The organism is Streptomyces atratus (assembly GCF_040655115.1).
GTDB classification, from domain to species: Bacteria; Actinomycetota; Actinomycetes; order Streptomycetales; family Streptomycetaceae; genus Streptomyces; species Streptomyces atratus_D.
In genome coordinates, this window is sequence record NZ_JBFAJH010000005.1 from 261,391 (window position 1) to 276,420 (window position 15,030).

12 protein-coding genes and 1 pseudogene are annotated in these 15,030 nt (G+C 72.5%); 10 read left to right on the forward strand and 3 right to left on the reverse strand.

What is annotated here, in order from left to right; genetic code table 11:
• Positions 1-2: 2 nt before the first annotated feature.
• Positions 3-1,454 (forward strand): hypothetical protein, encoded by a 1,452-nt coding sequence (locus tag AB0I23_RS09350; RefSeq protein ID WP_359108363.1) that lies wholly within the window; start codon positions 3-5, stop codon positions 1,452-1,454.
• Between the two features lie 9 nt (positions 1,455-1,463).
• Here the strand turns inward: AB0I23_RS09350 and AB0I23_RS09355 are convergent, their stop codons facing one another.
• Together AB0I23_RS09355 and AB0I23_RS09360 are read right to left on the reverse strand one after the other, a co-directional pair.
• Complete coding sequence (locus AB0I23_RS09355) at positions 1,464-1,898, reverse strand: response regulator transcription factor (RefSeq protein WP_359108446.1); 435 nt, start codon at positions 1,896-1,898, stop codon at positions 1,464-1,466.
• Complete coding sequence (locus tag AB0I23_RS09360; protein ID WP_359108365.1) at positions 1,888-2,070, reverse strand: hypothetical protein; 183 nt, start codon at positions 2,068-2,070, stop codon at positions 1,888-1,890. Before AB0I23_RS09360 ends, AB0I23_RS09355 begins: the two co-directional genes overlap by 11 nt.
• A gap of 428 nt (positions 2,071-2,498) precedes the next feature.
• On the opposite strand from AB0I23_RS09360, the gene AB0I23_RS09365 reads away from it, so the two are divergent.
• The 7 genes and pseudogenes from AB0I23_RS09365 (at position 2,499) to AB0I23_RS09395 (ending at position 11,010) form a co-directional block, all read left to right on the forward strand.
• The gene (locus tag AB0I23_RS09365; protein ID WP_359108366.1) at positions 2,499-5,291 is read left to right on the forward strand and encodes a helix-turn-helix transcriptional regulator; all 2,793 of its coding nucleotides are present in this window, start codon (positions 2,499-2,501) and stop codon (positions 5,289-5,291) included.
• Between the two features lie 119 nt (positions 5,292-5,410).
• Positions 5,411-5,662: a hypothetical protein gene (locus AB0I23_RS09370; RefSeq protein ID WP_359108368.1), complete on the forward strand. Its 252-nt coding sequence runs from the start codon at positions 5,411-5,413 to the stop codon at positions 5,660-5,662.
• Between the two features lie 134 nt (positions 5,663-5,796).
• Positions 5,797-6,102: pseudogene (locus AB0I23_RS09375) on the forward strand (class I SAM-dependent methyltransferase); the annotation flags it as partial.
• Between the two features lie 231 nt (positions 6,103-6,333).
• On the forward strand, positions 6,334-6,813 hold the full coding sequence (locus tag AB0I23_RS09380) for a DUF6643 family protein (RefSeq protein WP_037696125.1): 480 nt from the start codon (positions 6,334-6,336) through the stop codon (positions 6,811-6,813).
• A gap of 47 nt (positions 6,814-6,860) precedes the next feature.
• Positions 6,861-7,685, forward strand: a complete 825-nt coding sequence (locus AB0I23_RS09385) for an MOSC domain-containing protein (protein WP_359108370.1) — start codon at positions 6,861-6,863, stop codon at positions 7,683-7,685.
• A 133-nt stretch (positions 7,686-7,818) separates the two neighbouring features.
• On the forward strand, positions 7,819-8,427 hold the full coding sequence (locus AB0I23_RS09390) for an Rv1733c family protein (RefSeq protein ID WP_359108372.1): 609 nt from the start codon (positions 7,819-7,821) through the stop codon (positions 8,425-8,427).
• A gap of 150 nt (positions 8,428-8,577) precedes the next feature.
• Positions 8,578-11,010 carry a right-handed parallel beta-helix repeat-containing protein gene (locus tag AB0I23_RS09395; protein ID WP_359108374.1) on the forward strand — a complete coding sequence of 811 codons (2,433 nt, stop codon included), beginning with the start codon at positions 8,578-8,580 and terminating at the stop codon, positions 11,008-11,010.
• Here AB0I23_RS09395 and AB0I23_RS09400 read toward each other — a convergent pair.
• Positions 10,980-13,307, reverse strand: coding sequence for a hypothetical protein (locus AB0I23_RS09400; RefSeq protein WP_436846903.1), 2,328 nt, complete (start codon positions 13,305-13,307; stop codon positions 10,980-10,982). The two genes, AB0I23_RS09395 and AB0I23_RS09400, sit on opposite strands and share 31 nt — an antisense overlap.
• A 286-nt stretch (positions 13,308-13,593) precedes the next feature.
• Between AB0I23_RS09400 and AB0I23_RS09405 the strand changes: the two genes are divergently transcribed.
• Both AB0I23_RS09405 and AB0I23_RS09410 read left to right on the forward strand, forming a co-directional pair.
• A complete protein-coding gene (locus tag AB0I23_RS09405) occupies positions 13,594-14,439 on the forward strand; it encodes a DeoR/GlpR family DNA-binding transcription regulator (RefSeq protein ID WP_359108377.1) in 846 nt (281 codons plus the stop codon).
• Between the two features lie 76 nt (positions 14,440-14,515).
• A complete protein-coding gene (locus AB0I23_RS09410; protein WP_359108379.1) occupies positions 14,516-14,962 on the forward strand; it encodes an SRPBCC family protein in 447 nt (148 codons plus the stop codon).
• Positions 14,963-15,030 lie beyond the last annotated feature (68 nt).

Consider the following 15,030-nt stretch of genomic DNA (forward strand, 5'->3'; position numbering starts at 1 on the left):
CCATGAGTCAGGGCCCTCCGGGCGTCCGGCCCGAGGGTACGGAGCGGCCGAGGATACGGCAGGCGGTGGCCCTGCACGACGCCACCGCGTCCGAACGGACCGTCTCCGGGACGGTGTTCGTTTCGCAGCCGGCCCCTGCCGAGCCTGCACCGCGGCCGGCCGCGGCCGAGCCGGCTCCCACCCGCCTGACAAGGCGCGCCCACCGGCGCTCCCGGTCCACCGCGGAGGCCCGCCCGGCGCCCCCCACGGCGACGCCGGCCGCACCGGCCTCCGCAGCCGCGGCCGAGCGGGCGGACGACGGCGGCTCCGCCCCCACGGGCACGGCGGCGGCCGCTCCCACGGCAGCGCCCCCGCGCGCGGCAGAGGACGGCTCCTCACCGCCGCGCCAGGCCGCGGGCGGGAGTGGCAGCCAGGGTGGGCGTCCGCTGATGGCCGCGGCGGCCATCGCGGGAGCCGTACTGGTCTCCGTACCGCTGGTGGTGGTGAGCCAGCGCTCCGATGCCGACCAGGCGACGCGCGCGGTCGGCGACATCACCGCCTCCACCCCCGTCGCCACGCTCGGGGAGCGCGGCGGCGCCACCTGGCCCAGCACGCAGGGCGGCACGGACCAACAGTCCCTGAAGCCCGCCGATCGGCTCCAGCAGCCTCCGGGGGTACTGCCGTCCAAGACCGCTCCCGGCCTGCCGGATTCGGTGGACACCTCCAGGTACAAGCCGCCGCTGATCACGCCCGCCGACAAGAAGTCGACCGAAAAGGCCAGGGCAAAGGACCGGAAGGCGGGCGGCGGACAGCCGGCCGGCCCGCACAGGGCGATCCCACCCGTCCGGAGTACCGACGTCGTCGGCAGCGACAGCCCCGACACCCGGGCCCCGGACTCGGGCAGGACGCCCAGGACGCCCAGGACGCACACGACGGTCCTGGCGGCCTCGGACACAACGTCCACGAAGCCGGGCCCCAAGGTCCGGCGCACCGCTCCTTCCGACTCCGGCTCGAGGACCACGACCCGGCCGACTGCCGCTCCGCGGGTGAAGGCCGCCGCTCCGGCACCCGCACCCGCCCCGGTCCGGGCCACGAAGAAGCAGACCACCGCCGCACCCACCGCGCCGACGGTGAAGGAGGGTCAGACCAAGGTCCTGCACGGCACCTACGTGATCGGGCGCGGCCAGTCGGTCGCCACGAACCGCATCTCGCTGACCATGCAGCAGAACGGCAATCTGGTCATCTTCGACGCCACCGGCCGGGCCCGCTGGTCCTCGGGCACCTCCGGTCGCGGAGACCGCGCGGTGTTCCAGGGCGACGGCAACCTGGTCGTGCTGGCGGGCGACGGCACGACCGTCTGGTCGTCCCGCACGGACGGGAACCCGGGGGCTGAACTGGTCCTGCAGAACGACGGCAACGTCACGATCCAGGCGGCCGACGGCAGGTTCCTCTGGGGCAGCGGCACCCAGTACTGATCGCGGCGCTCATCCGCGGAAGGAAGAAGGCCTCCACCCAGCAGCTGTTGCCGGGCGGAGGCCTTCGTGCTGTGGGCTGACGTACCGCCACAGGAGCTTGCGGCGCAGCGCGTACGCCACGGCGTGCGAACGGTTGCGCAGCCCCAGCCGGTTCATCATGCTGGCGATCACGCTCTCGATGGTCCGCTCGGAGTAGTTGAGCCAGGCCACTTCGACCGTGTCCCATCCGTCGGCGAGGAGCCGCAGTACGTCGATGTCGCGCGGGGAGAACGCGCTGGGGCCGACGAGGGTCCGCGCGGTGCAAGGGCGCCCTGTTGCGCCGTGTGCATCCGGTCGATGAGGGAGCGGATGCAGCTGCCCGGAAGTTCCGCCCGTCCGACCCTGCTCGCCGGCACGGTGTCGCGCACCTGGGCCAGGGTTGCGGTGCCCCGCATCATGAAGCAGACGAGGCCGTGGTCGAAGCCCGGACGAGCTTCCAGTCGTCGATGTCGTTGGCGACGAGGACGATCCGCATCTCTCCCACCCGCAACCGCTGCGCCGCCCGCCCCATCCACTCGATGGCCTCGTCGATCACCTCACCGGCGATCACGAGCAGGACCTCGGCGTCGCACCGCAAAGGTGAGTGTCGTCCGGGTCGTTCTCTCCTCGGTCGGCATGTCGATCCCGTTCCCGTCGCTGCCGTCTGTGCTCCTGGCGGGCCTCGTCCGGCCAGGGTAGATATCCGCACCTCCTGGAGATCCACCCGCGCACAGATCCGTCCCGCTGGGTCGATCGCCTTGCACACGAGGTCACTGCAATCGGCATTGCATAGCCACACGTTAGGCATTGAGAACTACCTGAACCAAGCGTGATCCCAGCCAACTGGCCAAATGCGCGCATATGTGTTGGCTAATCAAACCGGTCCTCCGAACCCTCCCGCTGCCCGGGTGGACACACGTCCTGCACAAAGGGGACGGACTCGGGCCGCCGGTGCCGGGATCCCCGGATCCGCGTGCTGTGCTGAACGACGAACCGACAGGAACACGAGGCAAGGGGGCGAACACGATGGAGTCCGCTGAGGCGAGGACCCCCCGGCAACTGGTCGGCAGAGAGAAGGAGACGGCCCGGCTGGACGCCCTCGTACACGGACTGCCGCAGGAGGACGCCGGCCAGGTGTTGACGCTGCACGGCCGACCGGGCATGGGCAAGACCGCTCTTCTCGACGGCTGCGCGGCCGAGGCCCGGGCCGCAGGGGCACTGGTGCTCCGGGCAGCGGGCGTGCGAACCGAGGTGTCCTTGCCGTACGCGGCACTGCACCAGGCCCTCTGGTCCGTCCAGGACGAGCTGGACGAGCTTCCCTGCGCGCAGCGCACCACGCTCCGGTCCGCCCTCGACACCGGCGACACCTCCTGCGCCGATGTCTTCCGCCTCTCCACGGCGGTCCTCGCCCTGCTCCGGCACTCGGCCCGGGAGCGGCCCGTACTGCTGGTACTCGACGACATCCACTGGTTCGACCCCGAGAGCCGCGCGGTGTTCGGCTTCCTCGCCCGCCGGCTGACCAGCACGCGGATCTCGCTCGTCGCCGCCACGGCGGACAGCGCCAGCCCCTTCCTTGACGACGCGCGGACCGCCGCGTGCCCCGTGGGCCCGCTGCCTGGGACCGACGCGGCGGCGCTGCTCGACGCGCGGCACCCCGCGCTCGCCCCCGAGACACGGCGCAGGATCATCGAGGCCGCCGACGGCAGCCCGCTGGCGCTGGCCGAACTGCCCGGGGTCCTGTCCGAGGCGCAGTTGGCGGGGCGCGAGCCGCTTCCCGCCCTCCTGCCCGTCAGCGAGCCCCTCCGCAGGGTGTACGGGCCCCCGGTGGAGACCCTCCCCGAGGAGGTACGGGAGCTGCTCCTGCTGGCGGCCCTGGAGGCGCACGGCAGCACGCGCACGGTGTGGGCCGCCTACCGCCACGGCTGGGAGGCCGCGGGCGAGGCGCTGGTGACCGCCGAGAACGCCGGAGTCCTGCGGGTCGCCGGGGAGCGGGGGCGGCTCGTGTTCACCGAGCCCCTGCTGCGTGCCGCGGTGGTTGCAGCGGCGGCGCCCGACCGGCTGCGGGCCGCGCACCGGGCGCTGGCATCCGTACTCGACCATGAACCGGATGAGCAGGTACGGCACTTGGTGGCATCGGCCGTAGGGCTCGATCCCGCCGTGGCGGGCGCGCTGGCGGCCGGTGCGGCCCGCGCGGCCCGGCACGGCTTCGAGCACCTGGCCCTCACGGCGCACAGCCGGGCGGCCGACCTGTGCGGAAGCTCCCCCGAACGCGCCGAACTGCTGGCGCTCGCCGCCCACAGTGCCGGGCGCGCGGGGCGGTTCGCGCTCGCGGCGGAGCTGCTGGGTCAGGCCCCGGCGGGGGCGGCCCGGCCGGAGGGCCCGGCCTTCGCCCTCGCGCAGGCGCAACTGCTGGCCGAGCGGGACGGCGACAGCCGGGCCTCCTTCCACCTGCTCCTGGGCGCCTTCGACTCGTGCGGGGACGCGCCGGGCGCCGACTCCGGCCCCCGGGGCGCCGGGCGCGACGAGCTGCTCACCCGGCTCTTCTCCCTCGCCGTGGTCTCGGGAGACGCGGAGCAGTGGCACGCGATCGCCTCCAGGCTGAGCATGGGGCCCTCCTGGGCCCGTCTCGTCAAGGAGCTGTCCGCGCCGCTCGCCGACGGGGGCCCGCGGACCCCGGCGCGGCTGGACGCGGCCATCAAGGACCTCCCCCCGGACGCCGGCAGCGCCGAGGTGCTGCGGCTGGCCCACCTCGCGCTCGCCCTGGACGGACTCGGCCCGCTCCAGGACCGGCTGCGGCGGGTGGTCGAGGCGAGCGACGAGGGCGGTGCCGTCATCGACTGCGCCGACGGACTCGGCATCCTCGGGCTCGACCTCCTCCTCGGCGGCCTCCCGCAGGATGCCGAAGAGGCGACCTCGCGGATGCTGCGGCTCGCCGAGGAGCACGGACTCGTGCTCACGGCCCGGCGTGCCAAAGCACAGTCGGCCCTTGTCGCGGCGGCCCACGGTGACGCGGGGACGGCGCGCGCGCTGATCCGCGAGCTGACCGCGGTAAACGGTCTTTCGGGGCTCACGTCCCTGATGGTTCATCAGGCGAGCGCCTGGGTCGCCCTGTCCGAGGGCGCGTACGCCGAGGCCTACGCCCATGCCCTGCGGGCCTCCGGGGCGGTGGCGGACAGCGCTGCCCTGTCCCCCCTGCACCCCTGGGTGTTCCTGACCCTGGTGGAATCGGCCGTACTGACCGGCAGGGTCCACGAGGGACACATGCACCTGGCGGCGGCCCAGGCCGCGGGACTCCCCCACCGTTCGGGCCGACACCTCGTCCTGGTCGCGGGCGCGCGTGCCCTGCTCGCCCCGCCGCAGCAGGCGGAGTCTCTCCTCGAGGCATCGGTGGGCTCCTCTGAGCGGGAGCGGCACCCCTTCGAATTCGCCCTCCTACGCCTGGCCTTCGACCGCAAGCGCCGCACCCCCGGCGGCGGTGGCAGCGGCGTCCTGCAGGCCGAGGTGCGCACCGCTGCGGTCCGGGCCGTCATCCGTCGACCGCAGCGGGAGCACGAGCGTGCGGGGGTGGCCGCGCTCCTGCCGGTACCCGCGGGTCCGGCCGGCAATCCGGCCGACCTCACCCGGCAGGAGCTGCAGATCGGCCGGCTGGCGGCATCAGGCCTGTCCAACAAGGAGATCGGCCGCCGGCTCTACCTCTCCCCGCGCACCGTGAGCACCCACCTGTACAACCTCTTCCCCAAGCTCGGCATCACCTCCCGGGCCTCCCTGCACCAGACGCTCTCCGAGCTGGGCTACCACGAGGAGACCCGGCCGGCCTGACCGGTCACTTCAGAGTGAGGTTCGGAGGCATCTCAAGCAGATGATGCTGGCGGCGAGTTGGAGTCCGAGGTGGAGGTCGGCGTGTCGTAGCCGCGGTCGGCGAACAGCCGGGATCGGTCGTGGACCTGCGCAGCACCTTCGCCTTCCAGCTGCCGGTGACCGTGATCTGCCAGCTGTACGGCCTCGACGACGTGGAGGCGCGACGTCAACTCACTGTGGACAGCTACCTGTTGCTGAGCGGCGCGACCCCGCCCGATGAGCGGCTGGCTGCGGAGGCCAGCATCTTCGGCAGCATGGCCCAGCTGATCGCCGCCAAGCGCAAGCAGCCCGGTACCGACCTCACCTCGGACCTCCTCACCGCGCGGTTATGATCCGTGGGCTACGTCTCCGCCAGCATCTCGGCGGGCGTGTGCATCGCATACGTTGCCCAGCAGGTGGCACAACACCTGGCGCAGCCCGGACTCGTCGGTCCGCTCGAGTAGTGCACCCTCGGCAGCGACAGTGACCGGGCGTTCGGGCTGTCGCGGGCCTGGCCCGGCCATGGCCCGCGCCCGCCACGCCGCCCGAGGAGGCGGTGCGCCGCAGCGGCCCCCGGCGCACCAAGGCCAGTGACAAGCAGGCCGTCAGCCACCACTACGACGTGGGCAACGAGTTCTACGAGCGGGTGCTCGGCCCCTCGATGGTGTACTCCTGCGCCTGCTGGAGACCCGGTGGGAGCCTGGAGGACGCCCAGCGCGACAAGCTGGACCTGGTCTGCCGCAAGCTCGCCCTGCGCCCAGGCGACCGGCTCCTGGAGCTCGGCTGCGGCTGGAACCGGTGGCCGGCAACCCCGCCGAGCCCGGCGAGTGCTACATGGATGTCGCCCTTTGTAGCCCCTCCGCCACTTCTCGTTAGCCATGGGGCCCTCCATCGGGAATGCCCCCGCTATCAACGGAGGCCTTAACGATGTTTTCGCAGGTCAGGCGGACAAAAACGGCGTAAAACAGATGACCCTAAGATTAGGCCTCCCCAACCAGCACATCGTGGGCTTAACTTAGGTGCCATGACCTCCCCCCGCTCCACCTACGGCGGCGGCTACTACGCCGCACCGTCGTTCCCCGACACTCCGATCTACGACTCCCTGGTCGCGGAGCGGGGTACGCCCCAGATTGCCCCGATCCGGGTGCCGGCCGCGTACGACACCGGCAACAGCTACCTGCCGGCGCTCCCGTCGGCGCTGCCGGCGCTTCCCGCGGCGCCTTCCCAGCCGAACCCGTCGTACGGCTACCCGCAGCAGACGGCCGCTCCGCAGCAGAGCTACGCGCCGATGCAGCCGGCTCAACTGCAGCACGCCCCCGCGCCGTACATCCCGCAGCAGCCGACCGGCATGCGGGGCGGCTACCAGACGCCTCAGCCCCAGCAGCAGCGCCCCGCGCCGGGCACGGGGTACGAGTCGATGCGCCCGGCGTCACCGCGGCCCGTCCCCGCGCCCTCTCCGTACGAGGACCCGTACAACCGCCCGTACCAGGGCCGGGGGTACTGAGGCCCGATCCGAACGACGGGCCCCGGGGTGAATGGCAGGATGGGGACATGGGTCCTCCCTTACTGCGGGCCCTACACATCCATCCGGTCAAGTCGCCGGCCGGATGCGAGCCGGGCGAGGCCGCCGTCGAGCCATGGGGACTCGACGGCGACCGCCGGTGGATGCTGGTCGACACCACGGGCCGGGCTGTCACACAGCGTCAGAAGCCGCGCATGGCGCTGGTCTCCGCCGTGCCGCTGCCCGGGGACGGCATCGGTCTGTCGGCGCCGGGCAGCGCGCCGCCGGCCGTCGAGGAGCCCGAGCCCGGCCCCACGGTCCCCGTGGCGCTGCACCGGTCCACCATCGAGGTGGTGGAGGCGGCGGCCGCCGCGCACACCTGGTTCAGCGACCACCTGGGCACGGAGGTCCGACTCGTCCATCTCGACGCGCCCGGAACCCGTCGGCTGATCGATCCCGCGTACGCGCGCCCCGGCGAGACCGTCGGATTCGCCGGCGGCTACCCGCTGCTCCTGACCTCCAGCGCCTCGCTGGACGCCTTGGACTCACTCATCGCGCAGGGCGACCACGCAGACGAGGACCCACTGCCGATGAACCGTTTCAGGCCGAATGTCGTCGTGGACCTCACGGCGCCGTGGGCGGAGGACGGATGGGACCGGATCGCCATCGGCGACGTCCCGTTCCGCGTCGTCAAACCGTGTGCCCGTTGTGTCATCACGACCACCGGCCAGGGCACGGCGGAGCGCGGCAAGGAGCCTCTGCGTACGCTCGCGCGCCACCGCCGTGCCGGGCAGGACCTGCTGTTCGGTCAGTACCTGATTCCGGACGGGACCGGATTGATCCGCGTCGGGGACCCGGTTCGGATTCTCGGCTGACGGCCCGACCGGGAGGGGAACTCGCTGGACCGGCCCGCGCGTTGGACGGGGTGAGGTAGCTCTCTCTTCGTCTGCTCGGCGCGCGGACTGTGCCGTATCGGTATATGACGGATGCGGAAGGGGGTGCAGGACTGTGCGAGCGGTATCGGGAGTCTGGCGTTGGCGGCGCAATCCCCTGCGCCGCGCCACTGACCGGCGCGAGGCGTGGGTGGCTCTGGTGGCGCTGCTGCTGATGGTGCTGGGGACGCCGGCACTCGGGTGGCTGTGCGGGTCGCTCATGGACGACGTCCTACAGGAGTCGGTACGGATCCAGCAGGCGCAGCGTCATCCCACGACGGCGGTTGTGGTGCGCCGCGCCTCGGGGGGGCCGCGCCTTGTCACCGACCCCGAGGTGTCCTCGGAGCGCACGACGCAGACGTCGGTGGTGGCGCGCTGGAAGGCCCCGGACGGCACAGCCCGCAGCGGAACGGTCGCGACCTCTTCGCAGATCACCGATCCCGGCTCCCGGGTGCGGATCTGGACCGACCTGGACGGCCGCCCGGCACTGCGCCCGATGGACGCGCCGACGGCCCGCACTCATGCGGCACTGGCCGGGTTCGGGGTGGCGCTGCTGGGCGTCGCACTGATCGAGGGCGGGCGGCGCCTGGTCGTATGGCGCATGGTGCAACGGCGGTATGCGCGGCTCGACCGGGCGTGGGCCGAGGCCGGTCCGGACTGGGGCAGGACGGGCACCGGCAGCTGATGAGCTGGGATCCCGTCAACTCCCGCCCTCCGCGCGCGCTACGGTGGACCGGTCCGCTCACCTCTTCGGCGGGCGGACCCGCGACGACCCCTGCCGCAAGGCCGGTCGCACGGACATCGGACACGCACGAGGTGGGGGCACAACAGCGCCATGGCACAGGGCACGGTCCAGGTGACGCACACCGGCACATCGCGGTGGCGGCGCCGCACTGGCGAATACGCCTCCCTCACCGCAGCCCTTGAGGCCGCGGCGGACGGTGATGTCCTCACCGTCGCGCCGGGTACCTACCGGGAGAATCTCGTCCTGCACCGCGCGGTGACCCTGCGCGGTCCCGAGGGCTCCGTCGGCTCGGTGCGAATCGCGCCGGTCGACGGCGTTCCCCTGACGGTGCGTGCCTCCGCCGTCGTCCAGGATCTGCATGTGGAGGGCCAGGATTCGGCGGCCCCCGCACTGCTCATCGAGGACGGCGCCCCGGAGCTGGCGGATCTGCGGATCGTCACGCGGTCGGCCGCCGGAATAGAGGTGCGCGGTGCCGCCCGGCCGAACGTACGTCGCTGCACGGTCGACAATCCGGCCGGGGTCGGCCTTGCCGTGCTCGACGGGGCGGGCGGACTGTTCGAGCAGTGCGAGATCGTGTCGGCCGGGCAGTCCGGGGTCTCGGTGCGCGACGGCGCGCATCCGCGGCTGGAGCACTGCAAGGTCCATCACTCCTCGGGCGCCGGGCTGAGCATCACCGGCGAGGGAAGCGGGCTGGAGGCCGTCGGCTGCGAGGTGTACGAGATCAAGGGCAGCGGCATACAGGTCACCTCCCGCGCCTCCGCACACCTCACCGACTGCACGGTGCACCGCACTTCGGCGGACGGGGTCACGCTCGACACGGACGCGGTGCTGACGCTCGCCGACTGCGACATCCATGACATCCCGGAGAACGCGGTGGATCTGCGCTCCCGTTCGGTCCTCACGCTGACCCGTTCCACGGTCCGCCGCTTCGGGCGCAACGGCCTCTCCGTGTGGGACCCGGGCACCCGGGTCGACGCCAACCAGTGCGAGATCCACGACAGTACGGGTGACTATCCGGCGGTCTGGGTGAGCGACGGCGCGACCGTGATACTGGACTCCTGCCGGGTCCATGACGTGCCGGACGCGATCTTCGTCCTTGACCGGGGCTCGCGGGCCGATGTCGTCGACAGCGACCTCACCCAGGTCCGCAACACAGCGGTGTCGGTGAGCGACGGGGCGACCGCGCAGCTCGACGACTGCCGGATCCGGGAGGCGTCCACCGGCGCCTGGTTCCGCGACCACGGCAGCGGCGGCACGCTGAACAACTGCACCATCGACACGGCCCAGACCGGGGTCATCGTCACCAAGGGCGCCGACCCGACCATCGAGCGCTGCACGGTCACCTCGCCCGCCGAGGCCGGTTTCTACGTCTCCGCCGAGGGGCGCGGCACCTTCGACAGCTGCCGCGTCACCGGCAGTGAGGGATACGGCTTCCATGTGATGGACGGCTGCCGTACGACGCTGACCCGATGCCGTACCGAGCGGTGCGCGCGCGGCGGCTACGAGTTCGCCGAGGGCGGTTCGCACGCCGACGGCCAGGGGACGAGTCCGGTCGTCGAGGACTGCACCAGCGACGAGAGCGCGCTGCGCACTGCCGCTCCCCCGCCGCCCGCGGTGCTGACGGCAGCCCAGTCGGCCCCCGGGCTGCTCGGTGGGGTGCCCGCACAGCGTCCGGCCGCGCCCGCCGCCGTCGAGGCACCCGCCGAGCCGGTGCGTACCTCGGGCGCCGTTCTCGGTGAACTGGACGCGCTGGTCGGCCTGGACAGCGTCAAGCGCGAGGTCCGGGCACTCACCGACATGATCGAAGTGGGCCGCCGCCGTCTGGAGGCGGGGCTGAAGGCCGCGTCGGTGCGGCGCCATCTCGTCTTCACCGGCTCCCCCGGCACCGGCAAGACGACCGTGGCCCGGCTGTACGGCGAGATCCTGGCCTCGCTCGGGGTGCTGGAGCGCGGGCATCTCGTCGAGGTGTCCCGGGTCGATCTGGTCGGCGAGCACATCGGCTCGACCGCCATCCGCACCCAGGAGGCGTTCGAGCGGGCGCGCGGCGGGGTGCTGTTCGTCGACGAGGCCTACGCGCTGTCACCCGAGGACTCCGGCCGGGACTTCGGCCGGGAGGCGATCGACACGCTCGTGAAGCTGATGGAGGACCACCGGGACGCGGTGGTCGTGATCGTCGCCGGCTACACCCACGAGATGGAGCGGTTCCTTACCGTCAACCCCGGTGTGTCGTCCCGTTTCTCACGGACCATCACCTTCAGCGACTACGAGCCCGCCGAACTGCTGCGGATCGTCGAGCAGCAGGCCGAGGAGCACGAGTACAACCTTGCCGAGGGCACCGGTGAGGCGCTGCTGAAGTACTTCACCGAGCTGCCCAAGGGCCCGGCGTTCGGCAATGGCCGGACCGCCCGCCAGACTTTCGAGTCGATGGTCGAGCGGCATGCCGGCCGGGTCGCCCAGCTCGCCGAACCGAGCACGGACGACCTCACCCTGCTCTACCCGGAGGACCTGCCGGAACTTCCCTGAGTCTGCCCGGAGCCCCCGTCGGCCTGGCGGGGCAGCGCCGGCCCGAGCCGGACGAGCAGCGCCGCCCGTTCCTCGGCGAAGACCGGGTCGGCCTGGTAGTCCGAGTGGCCCAGCACCGGTTCGGGCAGCGGATGCTCCGGCGTACGCCCGTAGACCAACGGGTCCCGCAGAGGCCCTCGGTCCACTTCGGGGCCGGGACCCCCGTCGAGCCGGACCCGGCCGCCGATCGGGTCGGTGGCCCGCCACAGGTTGCGCCAGCAGTGCACGGACCGGTGCAGTCCATGCAACGGTCCGGGGCCGAAGTAGGCCGGGAACCAGCGTCCGTACAACCGCTCGACCGGCGAACCGTAGGTGAGCAGCGCGACCCGTTTCCGGGCCCCTGCGGGCAGCTGCCAGACGGCGGACGCCGCGAGGACGCTGCCCTGGGAGTGCCCGGAGATGACGAGCCTGCCGCGGGTGCGGCCGGTCCAGCCGGACATCCGGGATGCCAGGTCCGGGACGGCACGCTCGGCGTAGCAGGGGGGCGCGAAGGGGTGGGCGGCGCGCGGCCAGAACGTACCGACGTCCCAGAGGATGCCGATGGTGCGCCGGGTGGAGGCATCCCGATAGGCGCGCCGGCCAAAGGTCACAAAGACGATGAAGCCGAAGCCGATCATCCAGGAGCCGGTCGACTGGGCGGCTTCCGCGACCGACTCGATGAAGGCGCCGTCACCGTCCAGCGCCAGCCCCGGCACCTCCCCGCTCGCCCATGCCCCGGCGACCGCTCCCGCGCCGAGCAACAGGGTGGCGCCGGAGACCAGCCCGAGGAACCAGGGCGCGGAGTCGGTGAGCGCCGCCAGGGCCCGGGTCCTGGCGATCTGCCGGGTGCGGGCGGCATCCGGCCGCTTCTCCCCGTACTCCTTGTCGACCTCGGGTTCCATGGTGCGGGCGGCGAGCCAGGTGCGTACGCCCAGCACGACGGCGGGAATCAGCAGCAGGGCCAGGAGCACCGGAATGACCGAGGCCTGCCAGCTCAGCAGGACCGGCGGCCCGTCGATGAGGGAGCTCCGGCCCATGCCGGGGGTGCCCGGTCCGTCGAGCCAGTCGGCAACGCGCTGGGCGACCCCGCCGGACATGACGCCGCCGAGGGCGCAGGCCAGCATCGCGACCGCGGGGCCGCCGAGTCCGTACATGACCGTACGGGGCTCGGGCGTCCGGCGGTACAGGCCGAGCGCGACCGCGGAGAGGGCGACCACGAGCATGCCCTGGCCGACGGTGAGGACGCGGAAGGTGACGTCTCCGTGGAGCGTGCCGACGGAGACCCAACCGGGACGGGACCAGGCCGCGTACACCTCGGCGACGACGAGCAGCGCGAGGGCGGCGCCGGGCAGCCAGGTGATGACGGCGCCGTCGAGCCGGTTGTCGAGCCGCCGCTCGCTGCGGCCGCGGCTGCAGACCACCCAGAACACGACAAGTGCGCCCAGCACGAGCACGGCCTCGATCAGCCGCCCCAGGAACTCGGGGACGGGGCCGGTGACAGCGCGGTCGTGACGGGCCGCGGCACCCGCGACGGATGCCGCCACGGTCAGGAAGCCGGCGGCGGTGTGCGCGGCCCGCAACCGGGCGACGAGCCGCCGGCCGTACCAGAAGCCGGGGCGGCCGAGGGCGGGGCGGACAACCGGGGTTCCGGCGGCGGGGGTTTCGGCGCCAGGGCTCTCGGTGGTGGGGGTGGCCTCGGTCCCGTTGCCGAGATCGTCGTCGTCCGGTTCCGCGCCGGTGAGCGGGCGTTGCGACTCGTAGGCGCTCCAGGTCCGGTTGGACAGGAACCAGAGCAGCCCCACCAGCGCGGTGGGCACCACAGCCGCCAGCGCGAGCCGCCGCCCCGGCTGCGACCACCAGCCGTCCTGCGCCGTCGACAGGAAGCCCAGCCAGGAGCGCTGGTTCGAGCAGTCCGGTACACCCGCGCACTGCCAGGCCACCAGATCCAGCGCGACCTCGCACGCCGCAGCCGTCAGCAGGACGGTCAGGCTGAGGGCGACGAGGCGGACGAGGACGCCGTACAGCCGGACCGCGCGGGTGCGACTCCTGGCCGTGGGCCGCATCCAGTGGGCCAGGTTGACGACCATGAACGGGAGCAGCAGCAGCCACAGCGCACGCGAGCCGTTGCCGGAGGTGAGATTGGACCAGCAGTACGCCTCCTCGATGGGCCGGTCCCGGTACCGCTCCGGATGCTGCTCGGCGTCGATGTCCCCGGAGCGCCGGAATATGGCAGCCGTCGCATCACCGGTGACCCGGGCGATGCGCGGATCCCGGAGCATCTCCTGGGGGGTTGCTCCGCCGACGCCATGGACCAGGAGTTCCAGCGCGGCCCCCGTACTCTGCGGGGCCTCGGTGACAGGGGGCACGTGGGTGACTCGCTCTCTTGCTGTCGCGGCGTTCCGGCCTGCGTACTGATGCGTAGTCACCAGAATCCCGGAACTCGGGCCGAGCCGGTACCCGGATCACCGAATCTCCCCAGTGCGGCGCCGAACGGGGCTGCGTGGCAGGATGAGCCCGTCCGACGGACTGCTGTACGGACACCAGAGGGAAGGAACGGACCCGGCGTTGAGCGAGAACCAGAATCTCCTCGCGGAGCAGCGGCGTGCACTGATCCTCGACGAGGTGCGCAGGCGCGGCGGGGTCAGGGTCAACGAGCTGACCCGCAAGCTGAGCGTCTCCGACATGACCGTGCGCCGGGACCTGGACGCGCTGGCCCGCCAGGGTGTCATCGAGAAGGTGCACGGCGGCGCTGTGCCGGTCGTCGAGGCGAGTACGCACGAGCCCGGTTTCGAGGCCAAATCGACGCTGGAGCTGACCGCCAAGGAGGACATCGCGCGGGCCGCCGCGGCGATGGCCGTTCCCGGCAGTGCGATCGCGCTCTCCGGTGGTACGACGACGTATGCGCTGGCCCAGCACCTGCTGGACGTACCGGAGTTGACGGTGGTGACGAACTCGGTGCGGGTCGCCGATGTGTTCCATGCCGCGCAGCGGTCGACGGCGACGGGCGGCCCGCGGGCCGGGGCCGCCACGGTGGTGCTCACCGGTGGGGTGCGGACCCCGTCGGACTCGCTGGTCGGTCCGGTGGCCGATCGGGCGATCGGTTCGCTCCACTTCGACATGCTGTTCCTCGGGGTGCACGGGATCTCGGTCGAGGCCGGGCTCTCGACACCGAATCTGGCGGAGGCCGAGACCAATCGGCGCTTCGTGCAGTCGGCGCGGCGGGTGGTGGTGGTCGCCGATCACACCAAGTGGGGCACGGTGGGGCTGAGTTCGTTCGCGACGCTGGAGCAGGTGGACACCTTCATCACGGATTCCGGTCTGTCGGCGGGCGCCCGCGAGGAGATCGAGGAGCATCTGCCGGGCCTGGTGGTGGCGGGCGAGACCGCGGCCGACGACCTCTCCGAGCGCTGAGGGAACAGGAATCCGGAGGGCGGGCCATGGGTTCCGCTCAGCTCGCGCCATGGCCGGGACGTCCTAGGATCGTGCTGTGGCCGTATTCCGGATCGAACGATTCACCTCCCTCCCCGCCGCCGAGTCCTGGCGCCGGGTGACCGACTGGGAACGGCACGCCGCGCACGTCCCGCTCACCCGGATCACCGTCCCGGCCGGACTGCCCACCGGACTCGGGACCGTCTTCGTGGCCCGCACGGGTGTGGGCCCCCTGGCGTTCGACGATCCGATGGAAGTGGTGCGCTGGATGCCGCCGGTGACCGGGCGAGCCGGGCTCTGCCGACTGGAGAAGCGTGGCTCGGTGGTGCTGGGCCGGGCATCGATCGACGTGTATCCGACGAACTCCGGGTCCCATGTGGTGTGGGTGGAGGACATACGCATCCGGCTGCTGCCGCAGTGGGGCGATCCGGTGATCGTGGGAACGGGCCGCCGGCTGTTCGGCCGGGTGCTGGACGGTCTGCTCGACGGCCCGGTGCGGCCGTAACTCCAGCGGTGCGCGGCTGCCGCCCCGGCCGCGCGGCCGACGCCGCAGCCGGGCGGCCGTGCGTCCCG

What these genes read in the sequence shown, in the direction of transcription:
- AB0I23_RS09350 (WP_359108363.1), top strand. Translation starts at nt 3, where the DNA reads ATGAGTCAGGGCCCTCCGGGCGTCCGGCCCGAGGGTACGGAGCGGCCG.
- AB0I23_RS09365 (WP_359108366.1), top strand. Translation starts at nt 2,499, where the DNA reads ATGGAGTCCGCTGAGGCGAGGACCCCCCGGCAACTGGTCGGCAGAGAG.
- AB0I23_RS09380 (WP_037696125.1), top strand. Translation starts at nt 6,334, where the DNA reads ATGACCTCCCCCCGCTCCACCTACGGCGGCGGCTACTACGCCGCACCG.
- AB0I23_RS09385 (WP_359108370.1), top strand. Translation starts at nt 6,861, where the DNA reads ATGGGTCCTCCCTTACTGCGGGCCCTACACATCCATCCGGTCAAGTCG.
- AB0I23_RS09395 (WP_359108374.1), top strand. Translation starts at nt 8,578, where the DNA reads ATGGCACAGGGCACGGTCCAGGTGACGCACACCGGCACATCGCGGTGG.
- AB0I23_RS09400 (WP_436846903.1), bottom strand. Translation starts at nt 13,307, where the DNA reads ATGCTCCGGGATCCGCGCATCGCCCGGGTCACCGGTGATGCGACGGCT.